This window comes from Nonomuraea sp. NPDC005650 (assembly GCF_040605375.1).
Classification (GTDB): domain Bacteria; phylum Actinomycetota; class Actinomycetes; order Streptosporangiales; family Streptosporangiaceae; genus Nonomuraea.
Map to the genome: position 1 here is coordinate 12853 of NZ_JBEXCR010000040.1, position 15804 is coordinate 28656.

The 15804-nt window shown below is 69.1% G+C and carries 14 protein-coding genes; 5 read left to right on the plus strand and 9 right to left on the minus strand.

Going from position 1 to position 15804, the window contains the following annotated elements:
- Positions 1–26 precede the first annotated feature (26 nt).
- The gene (locus tag ABZS69_RS49030) at positions 27–1046 is read left to right on the plus strand and encodes an MBL fold metallo-hydrolase (RefSeq protein ID WP_355386304.1); all 1020 of its coding nucleotides are present in this window, start codon (positions 27–29) and stop codon (positions 1044–1046) included.
- Positions 1047–1071: 25 nt separating this feature from the next.
- Entirely contained in the window at positions 1072–1752 is a 681-nt protein-coding gene (locus ABZS69_RS49035) for a FadR/GntR family transcriptional regulator (RefSeq protein ID WP_355386307.1), read from the plus strand.
- Positions 1753–1757: 5 nt separating this feature from the next.
- On the opposite strand, the gene ABZS69_RS49040 is transcribed toward ABZS69_RS49035, so the two are convergent.
- Entirely contained in the window at positions 1758–2480 is a 723-nt protein-coding gene (locus ABZS69_RS49040) for an SDR family oxidoreductase (RefSeq protein ID WP_355386310.1), read from the minus strand.
- Between the two features lie 102 nt (positions 2481–2582).
- Here ABZS69_RS49040 and ABZS69_RS49045 point away from each other — a divergent pair, with 102 nt between their 5' ends.
- Both ABZS69_RS49045 and ABZS69_RS49050 read left to right on the plus strand, forming a co-directional pair.
- Positions 2583–3437, plus strand: a complete 855-nt coding sequence (locus ABZS69_RS49045) for a helix-turn-helix transcriptional regulator (protein ID WP_355386314.1) — start codon at positions 2583–2585, stop codon at positions 3435–3437.
- Between the two features lie 28 nt (positions 3438–3465).
- Positions 3466–4413 carry a DNA polymerase ligase N-terminal domain-containing protein gene (locus ABZS69_RS49050; RefSeq protein WP_355386317.1) on the plus strand — a complete coding sequence of 316 codons (948 nt, stop codon included), beginning with the start codon at positions 3466–3468 and terminating at the stop codon, positions 4411–4413.
- A 130-nt stretch (positions 4414–4543) separates the two neighbouring features.
- On the opposite strand, the gene ABZS69_RS49055 is transcribed toward ABZS69_RS49050, so the two are convergent.
- The 7 genes from ABZS69_RS49055 to ABZS69_RS49085 form a co-directional block, all read right to left on the minus strand.
- Positions 4544–5545, minus strand: coding sequence for an aldo/keto reductase (locus ABZS69_RS49055; RefSeq protein ID WP_355386320.1), 1002 nt, complete (start codon positions 5543–5545; stop codon positions 4544–4546).
- Positions 5546–5670: 125 nt separating this feature from the next.
- Positions 5671–6651: an ABC transporter permease gene (locus ABZS69_RS49060; protein ID WP_355386323.1), complete on the minus strand. Its 981-nt coding sequence runs from the start codon at positions 6649–6651 to the stop codon at positions 5671–5673.
- A gap of 5 nt (positions 6652–6656) precedes the next feature.
- Positions 6657–8138, minus strand: a complete 1482-nt coding sequence (locus ABZS69_RS49065; RefSeq protein WP_355386326.1) for a sugar ABC transporter ATP-binding protein — start codon at positions 8136–8138, stop codon at positions 6657–6659.
- Entirely contained in the window at positions 8138–9163 is a 1026-nt protein-coding gene (locus ABZS69_RS49070; protein ID WP_355386329.1) for a sugar ABC transporter substrate-binding protein, read from the minus strand. Before ABZS69_RS49070 ends, ABZS69_RS49065 begins: the two co-directional genes overlap by 1 nt.
- A 15-nt stretch (positions 9164–9178) precedes the next feature.
- Positions 9179–9913, minus strand: a complete 735-nt coding sequence (locus tag ABZS69_RS49075) for an SDR family oxidoreductase (protein ID WP_355386332.1) — start codon at positions 9911–9913, stop codon at positions 9179–9181.
- Complete coding sequence (locus ABZS69_RS49080) at positions 9910–11208, minus strand: L-fuconate dehydratase (protein ID WP_355386335.1); 1299 nt, start codon at positions 11206–11208, stop codon at positions 9910–9912. The genes ABZS69_RS49075 and ABZS69_RS49080 overlap by 4 nt, the downstream gene beginning before the upstream one ends.
- Positions 11205–12050, minus strand: a complete 846-nt coding sequence (locus ABZS69_RS49085) for a fumarylacetoacetate hydrolase family protein (RefSeq protein WP_355386338.1) — start codon at positions 12048–12050, stop codon at positions 11205–11207. Before ABZS69_RS49085 ends, ABZS69_RS49080 begins: the two co-directional genes overlap by 4 nt.
- Positions 12051–13185: 1135 nt before the next feature.
- On the opposite strand from ABZS69_RS49085, the gene ABZS69_RS49090 reads away from it, so the two are divergent.
- Positions 13186–14370, plus strand: coding sequence for a cytochrome P450 (locus tag ABZS69_RS49090; protein ID WP_355386341.1), 1185 nt, complete (start codon positions 13186–13188; stop codon positions 14368–14370).
- A gap of 297 nt (positions 14371–14667) precedes the next feature.
- Here the strand turns inward: ABZS69_RS49090 and ABZS69_RS49095 are convergent, their stop codons facing one another.
- Complete coding sequence (locus tag ABZS69_RS49095; RefSeq protein ID WP_355386344.1) at positions 14668–15321, minus strand: DUF559 domain-containing protein; 654 nt, start codon at positions 15319–15321, stop codon at positions 14668–14670.
- Positions 15322–15804 lie beyond the last annotated feature (483 nt).

The following is a 15804-nucleotide window of genomic DNA, read 5'->3' on the forward strand; positions in this document are numbered from 1 at the left end:
ACACTCATTACCCGATCGGGGGGCGCATGAAGAGCAGACGCAGGCCGTACGCCGAGCAGCGGCCGCAGGATCTCGGCGGCGGGGTGTGGAGCGTGCCGGTGCCGATCCCGGGCAGCCCGCTCGGCTACACGCTCGTCTACGCCCTCGAATCCCCCAAGGGGCCGGTGCTGGTCGACTCCGGGTGGAACCATCCGGACGCCTGGGACGCGCTCAGCGGCGGGCTCGCGACCCTCGGGATCGACGTGAGCACGGTGAGCGGGGTGGTCGTCACCCATTTCCATCCCGACCACGCCGGGCTCGCGGGGCAGGTCAAGGACGTGTCCGGTGGGTGGATCGCGATGCACGAGGCCGACGCGGCGCTGGTCAGGCTCATGCACGACTACGCCGCCGACGAGCACGAGAGCTTCCAGTCCGACATGCTCAGGCGGGCCGGGGCCGATCCGGGCGAGGCGCGGCAGGCGGTGAGCCGCCCGATCCCGCCGGCGCTGCCCGACCGCCGGTTACGTGACGGCGACCTGGTCGACCTGCCCGGCCGCAAGCTCCGGGCCGTCCACACGCCCGGCCACACCCCCGGGCACATCTGCCTGCACCTGGAGGACGCCGACCGGCTGTTCACCGGGGACCACGTCCTCCCCGACATCACCCCCCACGTCGGGATTTATCCGTATGACCGGGACGATGTCGATCCATTGGGTGATTTCCTGGACTCCTTGGATCGCGTTGCCGAGCTGGGCCCCCTCGACGCGTTGCCCGCACACGAATGGATATTTCCTGATGTGGCCGCGCGAGCCGCCGAGATCCGCCACCATCACGATGAGAAGCTCGTACGGCTGCGCGCCCTCCTGGCCCAGCGGCCGGCACCGCTGACCATCTGGGAGGTCGCCGCGATGATGACGTGGAACAGGCCATGGGGCGATCTGCCCCCCGCGCTGAAAGGCATGGCGGCCGGGGAGGCCGCGGCGCACCTGCGCACTTTGGAGGCCAGGGGCGAGATTCGCCGGGTCCCCGGTGTCGATCCGGTCCGCTTCCAGGCTCTAGACTCCTAGACATCCGATGTCTAGGGAGAGAAGCGTGGCGGTCACCGACGCGGCCATCGACAAGATCAAACAGATGATCCTCTCGGGCGAGCTGGTCCCCGGCGACCGGCTGCCCAAGGAGGCCGACCTCGCCGAGCGGCTCGGCCTCTCGCGCAACTCGCTGCGCGAGGCCGTACGCGCGTTGTCCCTGATCAACGTGCTCGACGTACGTCAGGGCGACGGCACCTACGTGACCAGCCTGGAGCCGCACCTGCTGCTCGACACCATGTCGTTCGTGCTCGATCTGCACCGCGACGACACGGTGATCCAGTTCTTCGAGGTCAGGCGCATCCTGGAGCCGGCCGCCACGGCGATGGCGACCGACCTGATGACCGACGCCGAGGTCGAGGAGCTGCGCCTGATCCTGGAGTCCCTGCCCGACGAGCCCACGGTCGAGGAGCTGGTGGCCAACGACCTCCAGTTCCACCAGCGGATCGCGCAGGGGTCGGGCAACAGCGTGCTGTGCTCGTTCATCGAGAGTCTGTCAGGTCCGACCACTCGGGCCAGGATCTGGCGCGGCCTCACCCAGGAGGGCGCGATGGAGAAGACGCGGGAGCAGCACACCGCGATCTACGAGGCCATCGCCGCCCGCCAGGCCGACGTGGCCCGGTCCTGGGCGACCGTGCACGTGGCGGGCGTGGAGTCGTGGCTGCGCAAGGCGCTCGATCTCGACTGACCTCGTCACCAGGGGTTGGTGCCGCCCTGCTCGCTGAGGAAGACGCCGGTCGAGACGTCGGGCAGGGTGGCCTGGCGCGCCACGTGCTCGCCGCCCTCCTCGGCGGTCAGCTCGCCGAGATGGCCGTTGAGGTCGGTGGCGCAGAAGCCGGGCGCGACCGCGTAGACCTTGATCGGCGTGTCGCGGAGCTCCTCGGCGTAGATCAGGGTGACGGCGTTCAGCGCGGCCTTCGAGGAGTTGTAGCCGAGCAGGGTCGCGTACTGGCGCCACTTGGGCTCGGGGTCGGCCAGGAACGCGAACGTGCCCAGGCCGCTGGAGACGTTCACCACGCGGCCGGCCTCCGACCTGCGCAGGAGGGGGAGCATGGCGTTGGTCACGGCGACGACGCCGATCACGTTCGTCTCGTAGACCTCGCGCAGGGCGGGGACCGAGAGGCGGCTCGGCGTGCGTTCCCAGTCGCGACTGATCGCGGCGTTGTTGATCAGCAGGTCCAGGCGGCCGAACTCGCGCTCGACGTGAGCGGCGGCCGTCTCCACGGTGTCCGGGTCGGTGACGTCCAGGCGGACGAACCGGGCATCGAGCCCCTCCGCCGCCAGTTCCTCGGCGGCCTTCCGGCCGCGCTCGGGGTCACGGGCGCCCACAAACACGACATATCCAGACTTGGCCAGTACGCGGGCGGTGGCGTACCCGATGCCTTTGTTGGCACCGGTGATGAGTGCGATGTTCATGCCCTCAGCCTGGGCGCGGCCTGCGGGCGGGCGGGAGAGACCTGCCGAGCCTCGGACCGACGGTCCCTGGCTGGCGCCCGGCGGGCCAGGCATGCTGAAGACATGGACCGGATCAACAGGGCCGACCTGGCGGGCTTCCTGCGCAGCCGCCGCGAACTGGTGCGACCGTCCGACGTGGGTCTGGAGGGCGGCGGGCGCCGCCGCACCCCCGGGCTGCGCCGGGAGGAGGTCGCCCGGCTGGCCGGGATGTCCGTCGACTACTACGCCCGCCTGGAACAGGCCCGCGGGCCGCGGCCGTCGCGGCAGATGCTCGGCGCGATCGCCAGGGCGCTGCGGCTGGCAGACGACGAGCGCTCCCACCTGTACTACCTGGCCGGCGAGCCCCCCGGACCCCCTCCCGGCCCGCCGCAGGACGTCCGGCCCGGCATCCTGCACCTGCTCGACCGGCTGGACGACACCCCGGCGCTCGTGGCGGACGCCAAGTACGACGTCCTGGCCTGGAACCCGCTCGCCGCCGCCCTGCTCACGGACTTCTCCGTGCTGCCGCCCCGCGAGCGCAACCTCATCTGGCGCTACTTCACCGACCCGAAGGCCAGGGACCGCCACGACCCGGAAGGCGCGTGGCGCTTCGGCAGGGAGTCGGTCGCCGACCTGCGAGCCGTCGCCGCCCGCTACCCGGACGACCCCGGCATCCGCCGGCTCGTCGACCGGCTGCTGTCGAGCAGCGCCGAGTTCGCCGAGCTGTGGGCCGGGCACGAGGTGACCGTCCGCAGGTCGGCGCGCAAGCGGATCAACCATCCGGCGGTGGGATGGCTGGAGCTCGACTGCGAGACGCTGCACGTGCCCGAGGGCGACCAGTGGGTCGTGCTCTACACGGCGGCGCCGGGCTCGCCGTCGTACGAGGCGCTGCGGCTTCTCAAGGTCATCGGCACGCAGGACCTCCAGCGCTCGCCCTGATCTCGGTGGGGCGGGTAGTACCTATGTCGTGGCCGACAAACTGGAGCGATACCGGAGCAAACGCGACGCCAGCCGCACCCCCGAACCCGTCCCCGCGTCGCCGCCTCCCTCCGGGGACGGCAACGCGTTCGTCATCCAGGAGCACCACGCCCGCTCCCTCCATTGGGACCTGCGGCTCGAACGCGACGGCGTCCTCGTGTCCTGGGCCGTCCCCAAGGGCCTGCCCGCCGACCCCGGCACCAACCACCTGGCCGTGCACACCGAGGACCACCCGATGGAGTACCTCACGTTCCACGGCGAGATCCCCAGGGGCGAGTACGGCGGCGGCACGATGACCGTCTGGGACACCGGCACGTACGAGACGGAGAAGTGGTCGGATCGCGAGGTCAAGTTCGTCCTGCACGGAACGCGGGCCTCGGGGCGGTTCGTCCTGTTCCGGACCCGAGGCCAGAACTGGATGATCCACCGCATGGACGCCCGGTCCCGCGACCCGTTCCCACCGGCCGAACCCATGCTCCCGACGGAACGCGCCAAGCCCCCGAAGGACGTCTCCGCCTACGCCTTCGAGTTCGCGTGGGGCGGCCGGCGCCTGCTCGTCCCCGTCGAGGGCGGGCGCACCACGGCCGCGCGGGAGCATCCGTGGCTGAGGGGGCTGGCGGAGTCGTTCGGCAGCCGCACGGCGCTACTGGACGGGGAGGTGGCCACGCTCGGGGGCGCGGAGCTCCTGGTCTTCTACGACCTGCTGTACGACGACGGCCGCTCGCTGGTCGACGAGCCTTACACGGTGCGACGGGCGGCGCTGGAGGCGCTGGAGCTGGCCGGGGCCCATTGGCAGACCGCTCCGTCGTGGCCGGGCGAGGCGGGCCCGGTCCGCCAGGCCGCCCGCGAGCAGGGCCTGCCCGGGATCCTGGCCAAGCGCCTCGACTCGACGTACGAACCCGGCCCCTCAAGATCCTGGCTCCTCATCCCCTCCTGACCCCACCACCCCGCACGGCAGCGTCACGCCCACCCCCGCCTGCCGACGACGTCGTACTGCCCACCTCGCCCGACGAAGGTGCCTCCCCGGTCACGGGAGGGACGCCGAGCCCGGAGGGTACAGCGCCTCGCTAGCCCTCCTTGGGCAGCAACCCCTCAGACATCAGTTCGTCCCACACCACCTCCGGGACAGGGCGGGACAACAGGGCTGCGTTCGCGGTGACCTCCTCGGGCGAGCGGGAGCCCAGGACGACCGAGGCGACGGCCGGGTGGCGGAGGGGGAAGGCCATGGCCGCCTGTGGCAGCGTGGCGCCGTGTCGTTCGCAGACCTCCGCGATCCTCGTCGCCCGCTCCACCACCGCCGCCGACGCGGGCTCGTAGTCGTACGTGCCGGTCGGCCGCGGGGTGGCCAGGATGCCGCTGTTGAAGACGCCCGCCGCCAGCACCCTCACCCCGCGGCGCACGCACTCCTCCAGGAGCGGCAGGCCCGACTGGTCGAGCAGGGTGTAGCGGCCCGCGAGCATCACGACGTCGATAGAGGTCTCCTGGACGAAGCGCAGCGGTACCTGCCACTGGTTCATCCCGACGCCGATGGCCTTCACCACGCCCTGCGCCCGCAGCTCCGCCAGCGCCGGGTACGCCTCCGCCAGCGCCTGGTCCATGTGGTCGTCCGGGTCGTGGATGAGCGCGATGTCGACGGCCGGGAGCCCCAGCCGTTCCAGGGATTCCTCCAAGGACCTGCGAACGCCGTCGCCGGAGAAGTCCCACACCCGCTGGAGGTCGGCGGACACGTCGAAGCCCTGCACGTCGCGGCTGCCCGACGACGAGGCGGGCACCAGCAGGCGGCCGACCTTGGTGGACAGGACGTAGCCGGAGCGGCCCTTGAGGGCGGCGCCCAGGCGGCGCTCCGACAGGCCGAGCCCGTAGTGGGGCGCGGTGTCGAACAGGCGCACACCGGCGTCCCATGCCGCGTCGACGGTGGCGCGTGCCTGCTCCTGCGACACCTCGCTGTACAGGTTGCCGATCGGCGCCCCGCCGAAGCCGTGCCGCGACACCTCGACCCCGCCGCCGTCACGCCCGACCCAAGACCCACTGCCCTCAACCATGGACTCGCCGCCCTCATATCCGCTCAAAGAATCACCGTCTACGCCGGTTTCACCCCCAGCCAACGCGCCGCCGTCACGACCGGTCGGAGGCCCGGCCGGGGCGGCGATCGGCGTGGCGGTCTCCGATCCGGCCGGAGGCTCGTCGATCCCGTTCAATCCTGTGCCTTTCCGCCCGCGATCCGGCTGATCATCAGTGCGATGAGGATGATCCCGCCGTAGATCACCGGCTGCCAGAAGCCGGAGACGCCGATGAGCGTCAGAATGTTCTGCACCAGGCCGATCACCAGCACGCCGGTGAGCGCGCCCAGGATCGTGCCCTTGCCGCCGTCCATGCTCACGCCGCCGATGACCGCCGCCGCGAACACCATGAAGATCCACCCGACGCCCTGGTTGTTGCCGATCGCCCCGAGGCGGCCGGTCTCCAGGATCCCGGCGAGCGCCGCGAGCGTCCCGCCCAGGATGAACACCCCGTACAGCACCCGATCCACCCGGATGCCGGCGGCGCGGGCGGCGTCGATGTTGCCGCCGATCGCGTAGAGCGCGCGGCCGAGCCGCAGGTAGCCGAGGCCGAAGATGCCCGCCGCGAACAGCACCCCGGCGATCCAGACGGCCGCCGGCAGGCCGAGCCACATGGCGCTGCCCAGGTAGAGGATCGAGTCGGGGAGCTGGAACAGCGTCTTGCCCTCGGTCGGCCCCTGCAGGAAGCCGTGCACGATGATCAGCATGGCCAGCGTCACGATGAACGCCGACAGCTGGAACCTGATGATCAGGAAACCGTTGAACGCCCCGATGGCCGCGCCGACCAGCAGCGCCAGCGGGATCACGAGCGCGCCGGGCAGCCCGATGCCGAACCCGCCCGCGGCCGCCGGGATCACCAGCATCACCGCGATGCCCGGCGCGGTGCCGACCGTCGACTCCAGCGACAGGTCGAACTTGCCGGCGATGAGGATCATCGCCTCGGCCAGCACGAGGAGCGAGATCGCCGCCTGTTGCTGGAGCACGTTCGTGAGGTTGCCCGCCGTCAGGAAGGTCGGGTCAAGGAACGCGCCCACGACGAGCAGGATCACGATCACCGGCACCAGCGTCAGGTCACGGAACCTGGCCAGGCGCACCCGAGGGACCGGCGCAGTCATAGTGGTCAATCTTCCATGCCTTCCATCACGGCCACGAGTTCGTGGTCCGTCCAGCCACGCGGCACGTCCTTGACAACCCTGCCGTGGAACATCACCAACACCCTGTCGCAGATGCGCAGATCGTCGAGTTCGTCGGAGACCACGACGGCCCCCGCGCCTCGCTCGACCGCGTCCTCGACGGCGCCGAGCAGGGCCTGCTTGGCCTTGACGTCGACGCCAGCGGTCGGGTTGATCACGACCAGTACCGTCGGGTCGTCCACGAGGGCCCGCGCGAAGACGACCTTCTGCGCGTTCCCCCCGGAAAGGTCGCCGACCGGTTGGTCGGGCCCCTCCGTCTTGATGTCGAGTTCCTTGATCATCTGGCTGCCCTTGGCCCGGCGGCGCGCCGGCGACACGAGGCCGTACCGGCCCAGTTTGCGGGCGATCGGGAACGTGGCATTCTCCCCCACCGAGAGCAGCGGGACGAAGCCCTCGTGGTGGCGGTCCTCCGGCACGAACCCGAGGCCCGCCCTCATGGCGGCGGGCACGTCGCCCGGTTTGACCCGGGTGCCGTCGACCGTGACCGTGCCGGAGTCGGCCTTGCGGAGCCCGACCAGGGTCTCGGCCAGGCCGACCTTGCCGCTGCTCGCGGATCCGGCCAGGCCGACGACCTCGCCCGACTTCACGGAAATATCGATATCTGCGTAGCGGCCGCCGAGCGAGAGGCCCTCGCCCGACAGCACGACCCTGTCGCCGGGCGTTCGGGGGCGAGGCTCGTACGCCGCCGTGGCCTCCCCCGTCATCGCGGCGACCAGCTCGTCGTGGGGAAGACCGGCGACCGGTCTGGTCACGACGTGCCGCGCGTCCCGGAAGACCGTGACGCTCTGGCAGATCTCGTAGACCTCGTCGAGATGGTGGGAGATGTACATCATCGTGACGCCCTGCTCGCGCAGCGAGCGCATGCGCGCGAACAGCCGCTCGATGGCCGGGCCGTCGAGCCGGGCGGTCGGCTCGTCGAGGATGATGAACTTCGCCCCGAACGACAGCGCCCGGGCGATCTCGACCAGCTGGCGCTGCTCGACGGTCAGGTCGCCGGCCAGCGCCTGCGCGTCGACGTCCACCTCGTACGTGTCCAGCAGCCCGCGCGCCCTGGCCCGCAGCGCGCGCCAGTTGATCGTGGCGCCCTTGGCGGACTGGCGGTTGAGGAAGAGGTTCTCGGCGACCGTGAGCGCCGGGATGATCGTGGACTTCTGATAGACGCAGGCCACGCGCTGCCGCCAGGCGTCACGGTCGGCGAGGGCGGGCGCCGCCTCTCCCGAGAACAGCACCTCGCCCTCATCGGCCGGCTGAAGCCCGGTGAGGATCGACACCAGGGTGGATTTCCCCGCGCCGTTCCTGCCGACGAGCGCGTGGGTCTCGCCCTCGGCGATCGCGATCCCCGCGCCGTTGAGCGCGACGGTGGGTCCGAAGCGCTTGACGACGTTTCGGGCCTCAACGTGATTTTTCATCACTTGACCTGATTACCCCAAAGGCTCTTGTCGTCCACGTTCTCCTTGGTCACGAGTGGCGCGGGCAGCTGGTCCTCCAGGCCGTTCGGGAGCTGGATGATCGTGCTGTCGTGATCGGTCGGACCGGCCTTGAACGTCTTGCCCTCCAACGCGGCCTTGGCGTAGAAGAGCGCGTACTTGGCGTAAAGGTCGGCCGGCTGCGACACCGTGGCGTCGATGTCGCCCTTGCGGATCGCCTCGAATTCCTGCGGGATCCCGTCGTTCGACACCACGAAGATGTGTTTGGGGTCGGTCGGCGGGACCAGCAGGCCCTTCTGCTTCAGCACCTGCAGCGTCGGCGCCAGGTGGACACCGCCGGCGTGCATGTAGATGCCCTTGATATCGGGGTTCTGCTCAAGGCGGGTCTGCAGCATGGACGCCGCCTTGGTGCCGTCCCACTCCGTGGGCTCGCTGAACACGGTGATGCCGGGGAACTTGCTCTTCATGCACTCCAGGAACGCCTCCGACCTGTCACGGCCGTTGATGGAGCTGAGCGCGCCCTGGAGCTGCACGACCTTGCCCTTGCCGCCCAGCTTCTCGCCGAGGAACTCGCAGGCCTTGGTCCCGTACGCGCGGTTGTCGGCGCGTACGACCATGTAGACCTTGCCCTTGTCCGGACGGGTGTCGACGGTCACGACGGGGATCTTCTTGTTCTCCAGCTGCTGCAGCGTGTTGGCGATGGCACCGGTGTCCTGGGGGGCCATGACGATCGCCTTGGCCCCCTGTCCGACCAGCGCCTGCACGTTGTTGACCAGTTTGGAGACGTCGTTCTGCGAGTTCGTGGGCGGCATGAGGTCCACCTTGAGCTCGCCGGCCATCTGGGGGACGTACTTGATGTAGGAGTTCCAGAAGTCGGAGTCGGCCCGCGGGTGGTCGATGCCGACCTTGCCGCCGCCGCCCCCTTCTCCGGTTGTTGTCGTGCCCGAGCCACACGCGGTGACGACCGCCAAGAGGGCCGCCGCCGCGACCGCCGAACCGAACTTCATGGGGGGTTACCTTCCTTAGCTCGATGTTCTGAGCCGGAGCCCTTGCATACCTCCGTCGACCGCGAGGGCGACCCCGGTGGTGGCGCCGGCTTCGGGGCTGGCGAGGTAGGCGATCGCCGCCGCCACCTCCTCCGCGCTGACCAGGCGGCCCATCGGCTGCCTGGCGTTCAGTGCGGCCCGCTCCCCTTCTGGGTCGTCGGCCCGGTCGAGCAGCCTGGCGACCCACGGGGTGTCCGCGGTGCCGGGGTTGACGCAGTTGACGCGGATGCCCTCACGGATGTGGTCCGCGGCCATCGCCAGGGTGAGCGACAGCACCGCGCCCTTGGTCGCGCTGTAGAGCGCGCGCTGCGGCAGGCCCGCGGTGGCCGCGATCGAGCAGGTGTTGACGATCGAGGCGTGCTCGGACTGCCTGAGGTACGGCAGCGCCGCCCGCGCGACCCGGACCATGCCGAACACGTTGACGTCGAACACCCTCTGCCACTCGTTGTCCGGGTTGTCCTCGATGGTGCCCTGCGCGCCGATGCCCGCGTTGTTGACGAGCACATCGATGCCACCCAGCCGGTCGGCGGCCTCCGCCACCGCCGCCCGTACCTCCGCGTCGTCCGTGACATCGACCTTGATCCCGATGAAGGGGTCACCGGGCGGGTTGACGTCAAGGCAGGCGACCTTCATGCCGCGCTCGGCGAGCAGGGTGGCCGCGGCCAGCCCGATCCCGGAGCCGCCACCGGTCACGATCGCTTTCAGGCTCACGCGTCCCTCCAGACCTCGCCGCCGGGGAATGTATGGGCGGCGATCGACACTGCATGCATCTCCGCGCTGAAGCCGGGCGCGGACGGTGCGACATAACGGCCGTTGCGGATGACCACCGGGTCCACGAAGTGCTCGTGGAGGTGGTCGACGTACTCGATCACGCGGTTGTCCATGGAGCCGGTGATCGCTACATAGTCGAACATCGACAGGTGCTGCACCAGCTCGCACAGCCCGACGCCGCCCGCGTGGGGGCACACCGGCACGCCGAACTTGGCCGCGAGCAGCATGATCGCCAGGTTCTCGTTGACGCCGCCGACCCTGGCCGAGTCGATCTGCAGGTAGGAGATGGCGTCGGCCTGCAGGAGCTGCTTGAACACGATGCGGTTCTGGACGTGCTCGCCGGTGGCCACGGGGATGGGCGCGATGCCTCTGGCGATGGCGGCGTGGCCGAGCACGTCGTCGGGGCTGGTCGGCTCCTCGACCCAGTGCGGGTGGAACTCGCCCAGCGCGTTGATCCACTCGATGCCCGATCCGACGTCCCAGCGCTGGTTGGCGTCGATGGCGATCGGGAAGTCGGGGCCGCAGACCTCGCGGGCGACCCTGAACCTGCGCCGGTCGTCCTCCAGGTCGGCGCCGACCTTGAGCTTGATCTGCTTGAAGCCCTGTTCAAGGGCCTCCTTGCAGAGCCTGCGCAGCTTGTCGTCGTCGTACCCGAGCCACCCGGGGGAGGTGGTGTAGGCGGGATAGCCGACCTCGATGAGCCGGTTGATCCGCTCTTCCTTGCCCGGCTCCTGGCTCGTCAGGATCTGGAGAGCCTCCTGCGGCGTCAGCGCGTCGCTGATGTAGCGGAAGTCGATGAGGTCGACGATCTCCTCGGGGGACATCTCGGACAGCAGCCGCCACAACGGCTTGCCCGCCCGCTTGGCCTTGAGGTCCCACAGGGCGTTGACCACGGCGGAGATCGCCATGTGCATGACGCCCTTCTCCGGCCCCAGCCAGCGCAGCTGCGAGTCGTTGACCATGTCCTTGTAGAGCGTGCCGAGGTCCTCGACGTCCTTGCCGATCACGTACGGCTCGAGCGCGCTGATGGCCGTGGTCTGGATGTCGTTGCCGCGCCCGATCGTGAACGCGAACCCGTGCCCCTCGAACCCGTCATCGGTCGTGAGCACGACATAGGCCGCGGAGTAGTCGGGATCCGGATTCATCGCATCCGAGCCGTCCAGCTCGCGCGAGGTCGGGAACCGCACGTCGTGCGTCTCCATCCCGACGATCCGGTACGCGCCAGGAGTCGTCATGCTTGCCCCACCATCTGGCGCTGCCGCCCGAGCCCCTCGATCTCCAGCTCCATCACGTCACCTTCACGCAGGTACGGCTGCCCCGGCATGCCCATCGCCACGCCGGCCGGCGTACCCGTATTGATCACGTCACCCGGTTCCAGGACCATGAACTGGCTCAGGTAGCGCACGATCTCGGCCACATCGAAGATCATGTTCTTGGTGTCGCCGTCCTGGCGCAGCTCACCGTTCACCCAGAGGCGCAGCGGCAGGCTCTGCGGGTCGCCCACCTCGTCCGCCGTCACCAGCCACGGGCCGAGCGGGTTGAACGTCTCGCACGACTTGCCCTTGTCCCACTGCCCACCGCGTTCGAGCTGGAACTCGCGTTCGGAGACGTCGTTGGAGATCGCGTACCCGGCGATCACGCCGAGCGCCTCCTCCCGGCTGCCCAGGTAGCGCGCCTCCTGGCCGATGACCACGGCCAACTCCACCTCCCAGTCGGTCTTCACACTGCCCCTGGGCACAAGCACCTCGTCGTACGGGCCGACCATGGTGTTCGCGGCCTTCATGAACACGACCGGCTCGGCCGGCACGTCCTGCCCGGACTCGGCGGCATGGTCGCTGTAGTTCAGGCCGATACACACGATCTTGCCTGGACGCGCGATCGGGGCGCCGATCCGCAACCCTTCGGCATCGACGACGGGCAGGGCACCGCGCTCGAGCGCGTCCCGGACGCGCGCCACTCCCCCGGAAGCGAGGAAAGCCCCATCAATCTCGGGCTCTCCGATGTCGCGCAGGTTACCGGCGTCATCCATGACCACCGGACGTTCCTGACCGACAGGTCCTACTCGCAGCAGCTTCACACCGCATCCTTCACATATACATCGGATGTCTCGATTCATGATGCTCGTGCGACCAGGCAGAGCATGTCAAGTGCGTCAAGACGGATACATCCGATCCGTGACCTCGAAAGACACCCTTGAGGGGTGGACTACACCTGTGAAGCGACTTTACCGCTCCGATGGCTGCGTTCACATACACGGATTAATGCCCCTAAAAACATCGGAGGTAAACCCAACATCAAGCCCACACAAGAAGCAAGACACCCCATGTGAAGGCCCACGACAGCGGCCCACGACAGCGGGCCACCGCGACGGACCACCGCGACGGACCACCACGACGGACCACCACGACGGACCACCACGACGAGCCAGTGCGACGAGCCACGACAGCGAGCCACGACAGCGAGCCACGACGACGGGCCATGACCCATACGAAGCGCCGCGTCGACGAGCCGTCCGACACAACAGCCCGACGGTGGTGGCGGACGAGGCCTCGATCTCCGGCAGCGACATCCTGCGGGTCCGGACGCCGACTCAAGGGCCCGACCCGCTGCGGCCTGGAAGCTTGCGACCTTCGGGCGGGATGCCTTGGGCTGGCAACCAAGAGGGGACGGCTTGGCAGACGACGACTCGACGGACAACTGCTCGACGGACAACGGCTTTGGGGCGATGACTCGACGGTCGCGACCCTGGAAGCGATGACTCGGGGGACGGGCACGGCGGCTGGTGAGAGGCGAACGTGCTCCTCGAGGAGTCGCACCGCGCACAAACCCAAGCTGCATCCGACCCGTAGATCCTCCATATCGCGCACGAAACCAGCCGAAGCTCGCACTCACCCGCCCGATAGCTCTCACACACCCACCCAATGGCTCACTCACACAAACCCACCCGATAGCTCCCGCACACCCGCCCGATGACTCACTCACACGAAACCCGGCCGATGACTTGCACATGCGCCCGCCACCAAGCGAGGCCGCCATCGCCGGCGACCGCGGGGACCTGGCACAAGCCATGCCACCCGGTGAACACCCGACTCCGGCGGGCCGCTTGTGGAGCCATTTCGCCACTACATTGCCCCTTGACGGTCGTACAGGGACGTAATAGAACACGTTTCAAGTAGCATTTAACCAAGCGCTTGATCAAGAGGGTGAATCTGGTGCACATCGACCTCGTCGACAGGGACATTTACGCAACCACCGGACCACCACACGAGCAGCTCGCCTGGCTCCGCGCGAACTCCCCCGTCCACTGGCACGAGGGCGAGCCAGGATTCTGGGCCGTCACCCGATACGAGGACGTCGTCCACATATCGCGGCACTCCGACCGGTTCTCCTCACACAGGAAGCTCGCCCTGTTCGAAGAGCTGACCCAGGATCAGATCGATCTCCAGCGGCACATGATGCTCAACCAGGACCCGCCCGAGCACACGAGACGGCGTTCCCTGGTCAACCGCGGCTTCACCCCGCGCACGATCGGCGCCCTCGAAGAGCACATCCGCGACATCTGCGACGACCTCCTCGACAAGTGCACCGGCGAGATCGACTTCGTCACCGAAGTCGCCGCGCCGCTCCCTCTGTACGTGATCTGCGAATTGCTCGGCGCGCCCGTGGCGGACCGCGACAAGCTCTTCACCTGGTCCAACCGCATGATCGGCAGCCAGGATCCGGACTACTCGGAGTCTCCCGAGGAGGGCTCGGCCGCCGCCATGGAGGTCTTCGCCTACGCCAACGAACTCGCGACACGACGCAGAGACACCCCGAAGAACGACATCGTCACCAAGCTCCTCCAGCCCAACGAGCACGGCGAGACGCTGGACCAGAACGAGTTCAACCTCTTTATCCTCCTTCTGGCGGTCGCCGGCAACGAGACGACCCGCAACGCGGCCTCCGGCGGCATGCTCACCCTCTTCGAGCACCCCGACCAGTGGGCCCGCCTGGTCGCCGACCCCACGCTCGCCAAGACCGCCGCCGACGAAATCGTCCGCTGGGTCTCCCCGGTCAACCTCTTCCGTCGCACCTCCACCACCGACCAGGTGCTGGGCGGGCAGGAGATCAAGGCCGACGACAAAGTCGTGGTCTTCTACGCCTCCGCCAACCGCGACACCACTGTCTTCTCCGACCCCGAAGTCTTCGACATCACCCGCGACCCGAACCCGCACATCGGCTTCGGCGGTGGTGGAGCCCACTTCTGCCTGGGCAACCACCTGGCCAAACTCGAACTCCGGATCCTCTTCGAGCAGTTGGCTCGCCGCCGCCCCAAACTCCGCCAAACGGGCCCGGCTCGCCGCCTTCGCTCGAACTTCATCAACGGCATCAAGGAGCTCCCTGTCGCAGTCGGCTGACCCTGGCAGCGGCCACCCGCACTCAGCTCCACCCCCACCACGACGGACTCCCAGTCGCCACAACCCGCCTGGTTTCCGGCTGCTGGACGGTCGTCACAACGGCCGGCCAGCCGACGTTCCGCCACGAACGCCCACCAGACGTTCCGGCGTGACAACCGACCGACACTCCGGCGTCACACCCAGCCGACGGTTCGATGTGGCGTCCGGCCGACAGTCCTGCGTGACGGCCAACCGACGGTCCGATGTGATGCCTGGTCGGCGTTCAGGCGCGACGGTCGGTCGGCATTCAGGCGCTCGCTACCCAAGCACAGCGGGATGGGGTGGCGGAGGGCTGATTAATCGGAAGCGGGAGCGGCGGCGGGCGGCTCGGATGCGGCGGAGGATGTGGTTGGTGCGCTCCGGGCCGGGTTGCCAGCCGCGTTCGATCAGGGTGTTGGCCACGTGATGGAGGAGGTCGGCGATCTGGCCGGGGATGACGTCGCGGCGGACGGCGATCACGCGCCAGCCGCGTCGGCGAAGCTCCTCACGGCGATCCGCGTCGCGTTGCTGGTCGGCGGGTGAGGTGTGGTGCTCCTGGCCGTCGTACTCGACTGCGACCTTGAACTCCTCCCAGCCCAGGTCGAGGTACGCGAGCCGGTCGTCGCCCAGCTCGACCCCGATTTGGGTGGTGGGTCTGGGGAGGCCGCCTTCCACGAGGATGACCCGGAGCCAGCTCTCCCTGGGTGAGGCGGCGCCCCGATCGGCGAGGCCGAGGGTGTCACGCAGGCGCCAGGAGTTGAGCGGGCGGTGCCACAGAGCATCGAGATCGACGCCCCGGCGTGCGAACTGGTCGAGGATCGCCACCGCCTCCATGCGGGGGAGCCAGCGGGCGCAGTCGAGGGCTGTGCGTTCCATGGTGGTGAGGCGGACGCCCTTGTGCATGGTGATGTCTTCGGGTGGGAGCGGCGCCATGTAGGTGACGCAACCGGGGAGAGCCAGGTGGGCGGGGGCGGTCAGCTCTATGGGCCAGTCGGCTTCTGGGGTGTGGAGGGCGCTCAGGCCCCAGATGTGGGCGGCCGTCTGACGGCAGGCGACGGCCGGGGGGATCGCTCGGGTGATTCGGGCGGTCCGGTCGGCGAGTGAGGGTGGGGTGGGTGGCGTCGCTGGATTTGGGAGCCCGCGATCGGCTTTTCCCTGGATGGGAGGTGTCCCCTCCCGGAGTGTTGCTGTGGGTGTCGGTGCTTCTCCCTCAGGGGCTACAGGGCCCGGACGGGGTGCCGCGTGGGCTGGAGGACCGGTGGGCGTGGTGAGGGGGGGTGGCGGGGTGTGGGGTAGCGGGGTGTGGGCGGTGCATGGCGCCCAGGGTGCTACGGCGGGCCCCGACGGTAGGCGGCCGAATGGGGTTCTGTGGATGTGGGCGAGTTATCCACAGGGCCGCGGGAGGAGCCGCAGGCG

Coding starts and splice junctions, on each gene's coding strand:
- ABZS69_RS49065 (WP_355386326.1), bottom strand. CDS start 8,138: ATGAAAAATCACGTTGAGGCCCGAAACGTCGTCAAGCGCTTCGGACCC.
- ABZS69_RS49040 (WP_355386310.1), bottom strand. CDS start 2,480: ATGAACATCGCACTCATCACCGGTGCCAACAAAGGCATCGGGTACGCC.
- ABZS69_RS49045 (WP_355386314.1), top strand. CDS start 2,583: ATGGACCGGATCAACAGGGCCGACCTGGCGGGCTTCCTGCGCAGCCGC.
- ABZS69_RS49060 (WP_355386323.1), bottom strand. CDS start 6,651: ATGACTGCGCCGGTCCCTCGGGTGCGCCTGGCCAGGTTCCGTGACCTG.
- ABZS69_RS49070 (WP_355386329.1), bottom strand. CDS start 9,163: ATGAAGTTCGGTTCGGCGGTCGCGGCGGCGGCCCTCTTGGCGGTCGTC.
- ABZS69_RS49095 (WP_355386344.1), bottom strand. CDS start 15,321: ATGGCGCCGCTCCCACCCGAAGACATCACCATGCACAAGGGCGTCCGC.
- ABZS69_RS49030 (WP_355386304.1), top strand. CDS start 27: ATGAAGAGCAGACGCAGGCCGTACGCCGAGCAGCGGCCGCAGGATCTC.
- ABZS69_RS49080 (WP_355386335.1), bottom strand. CDS start 11,208: ATGACGACTCCTGGCGCGTACCGGATCGTCGGGATGGAGACGCACGAC.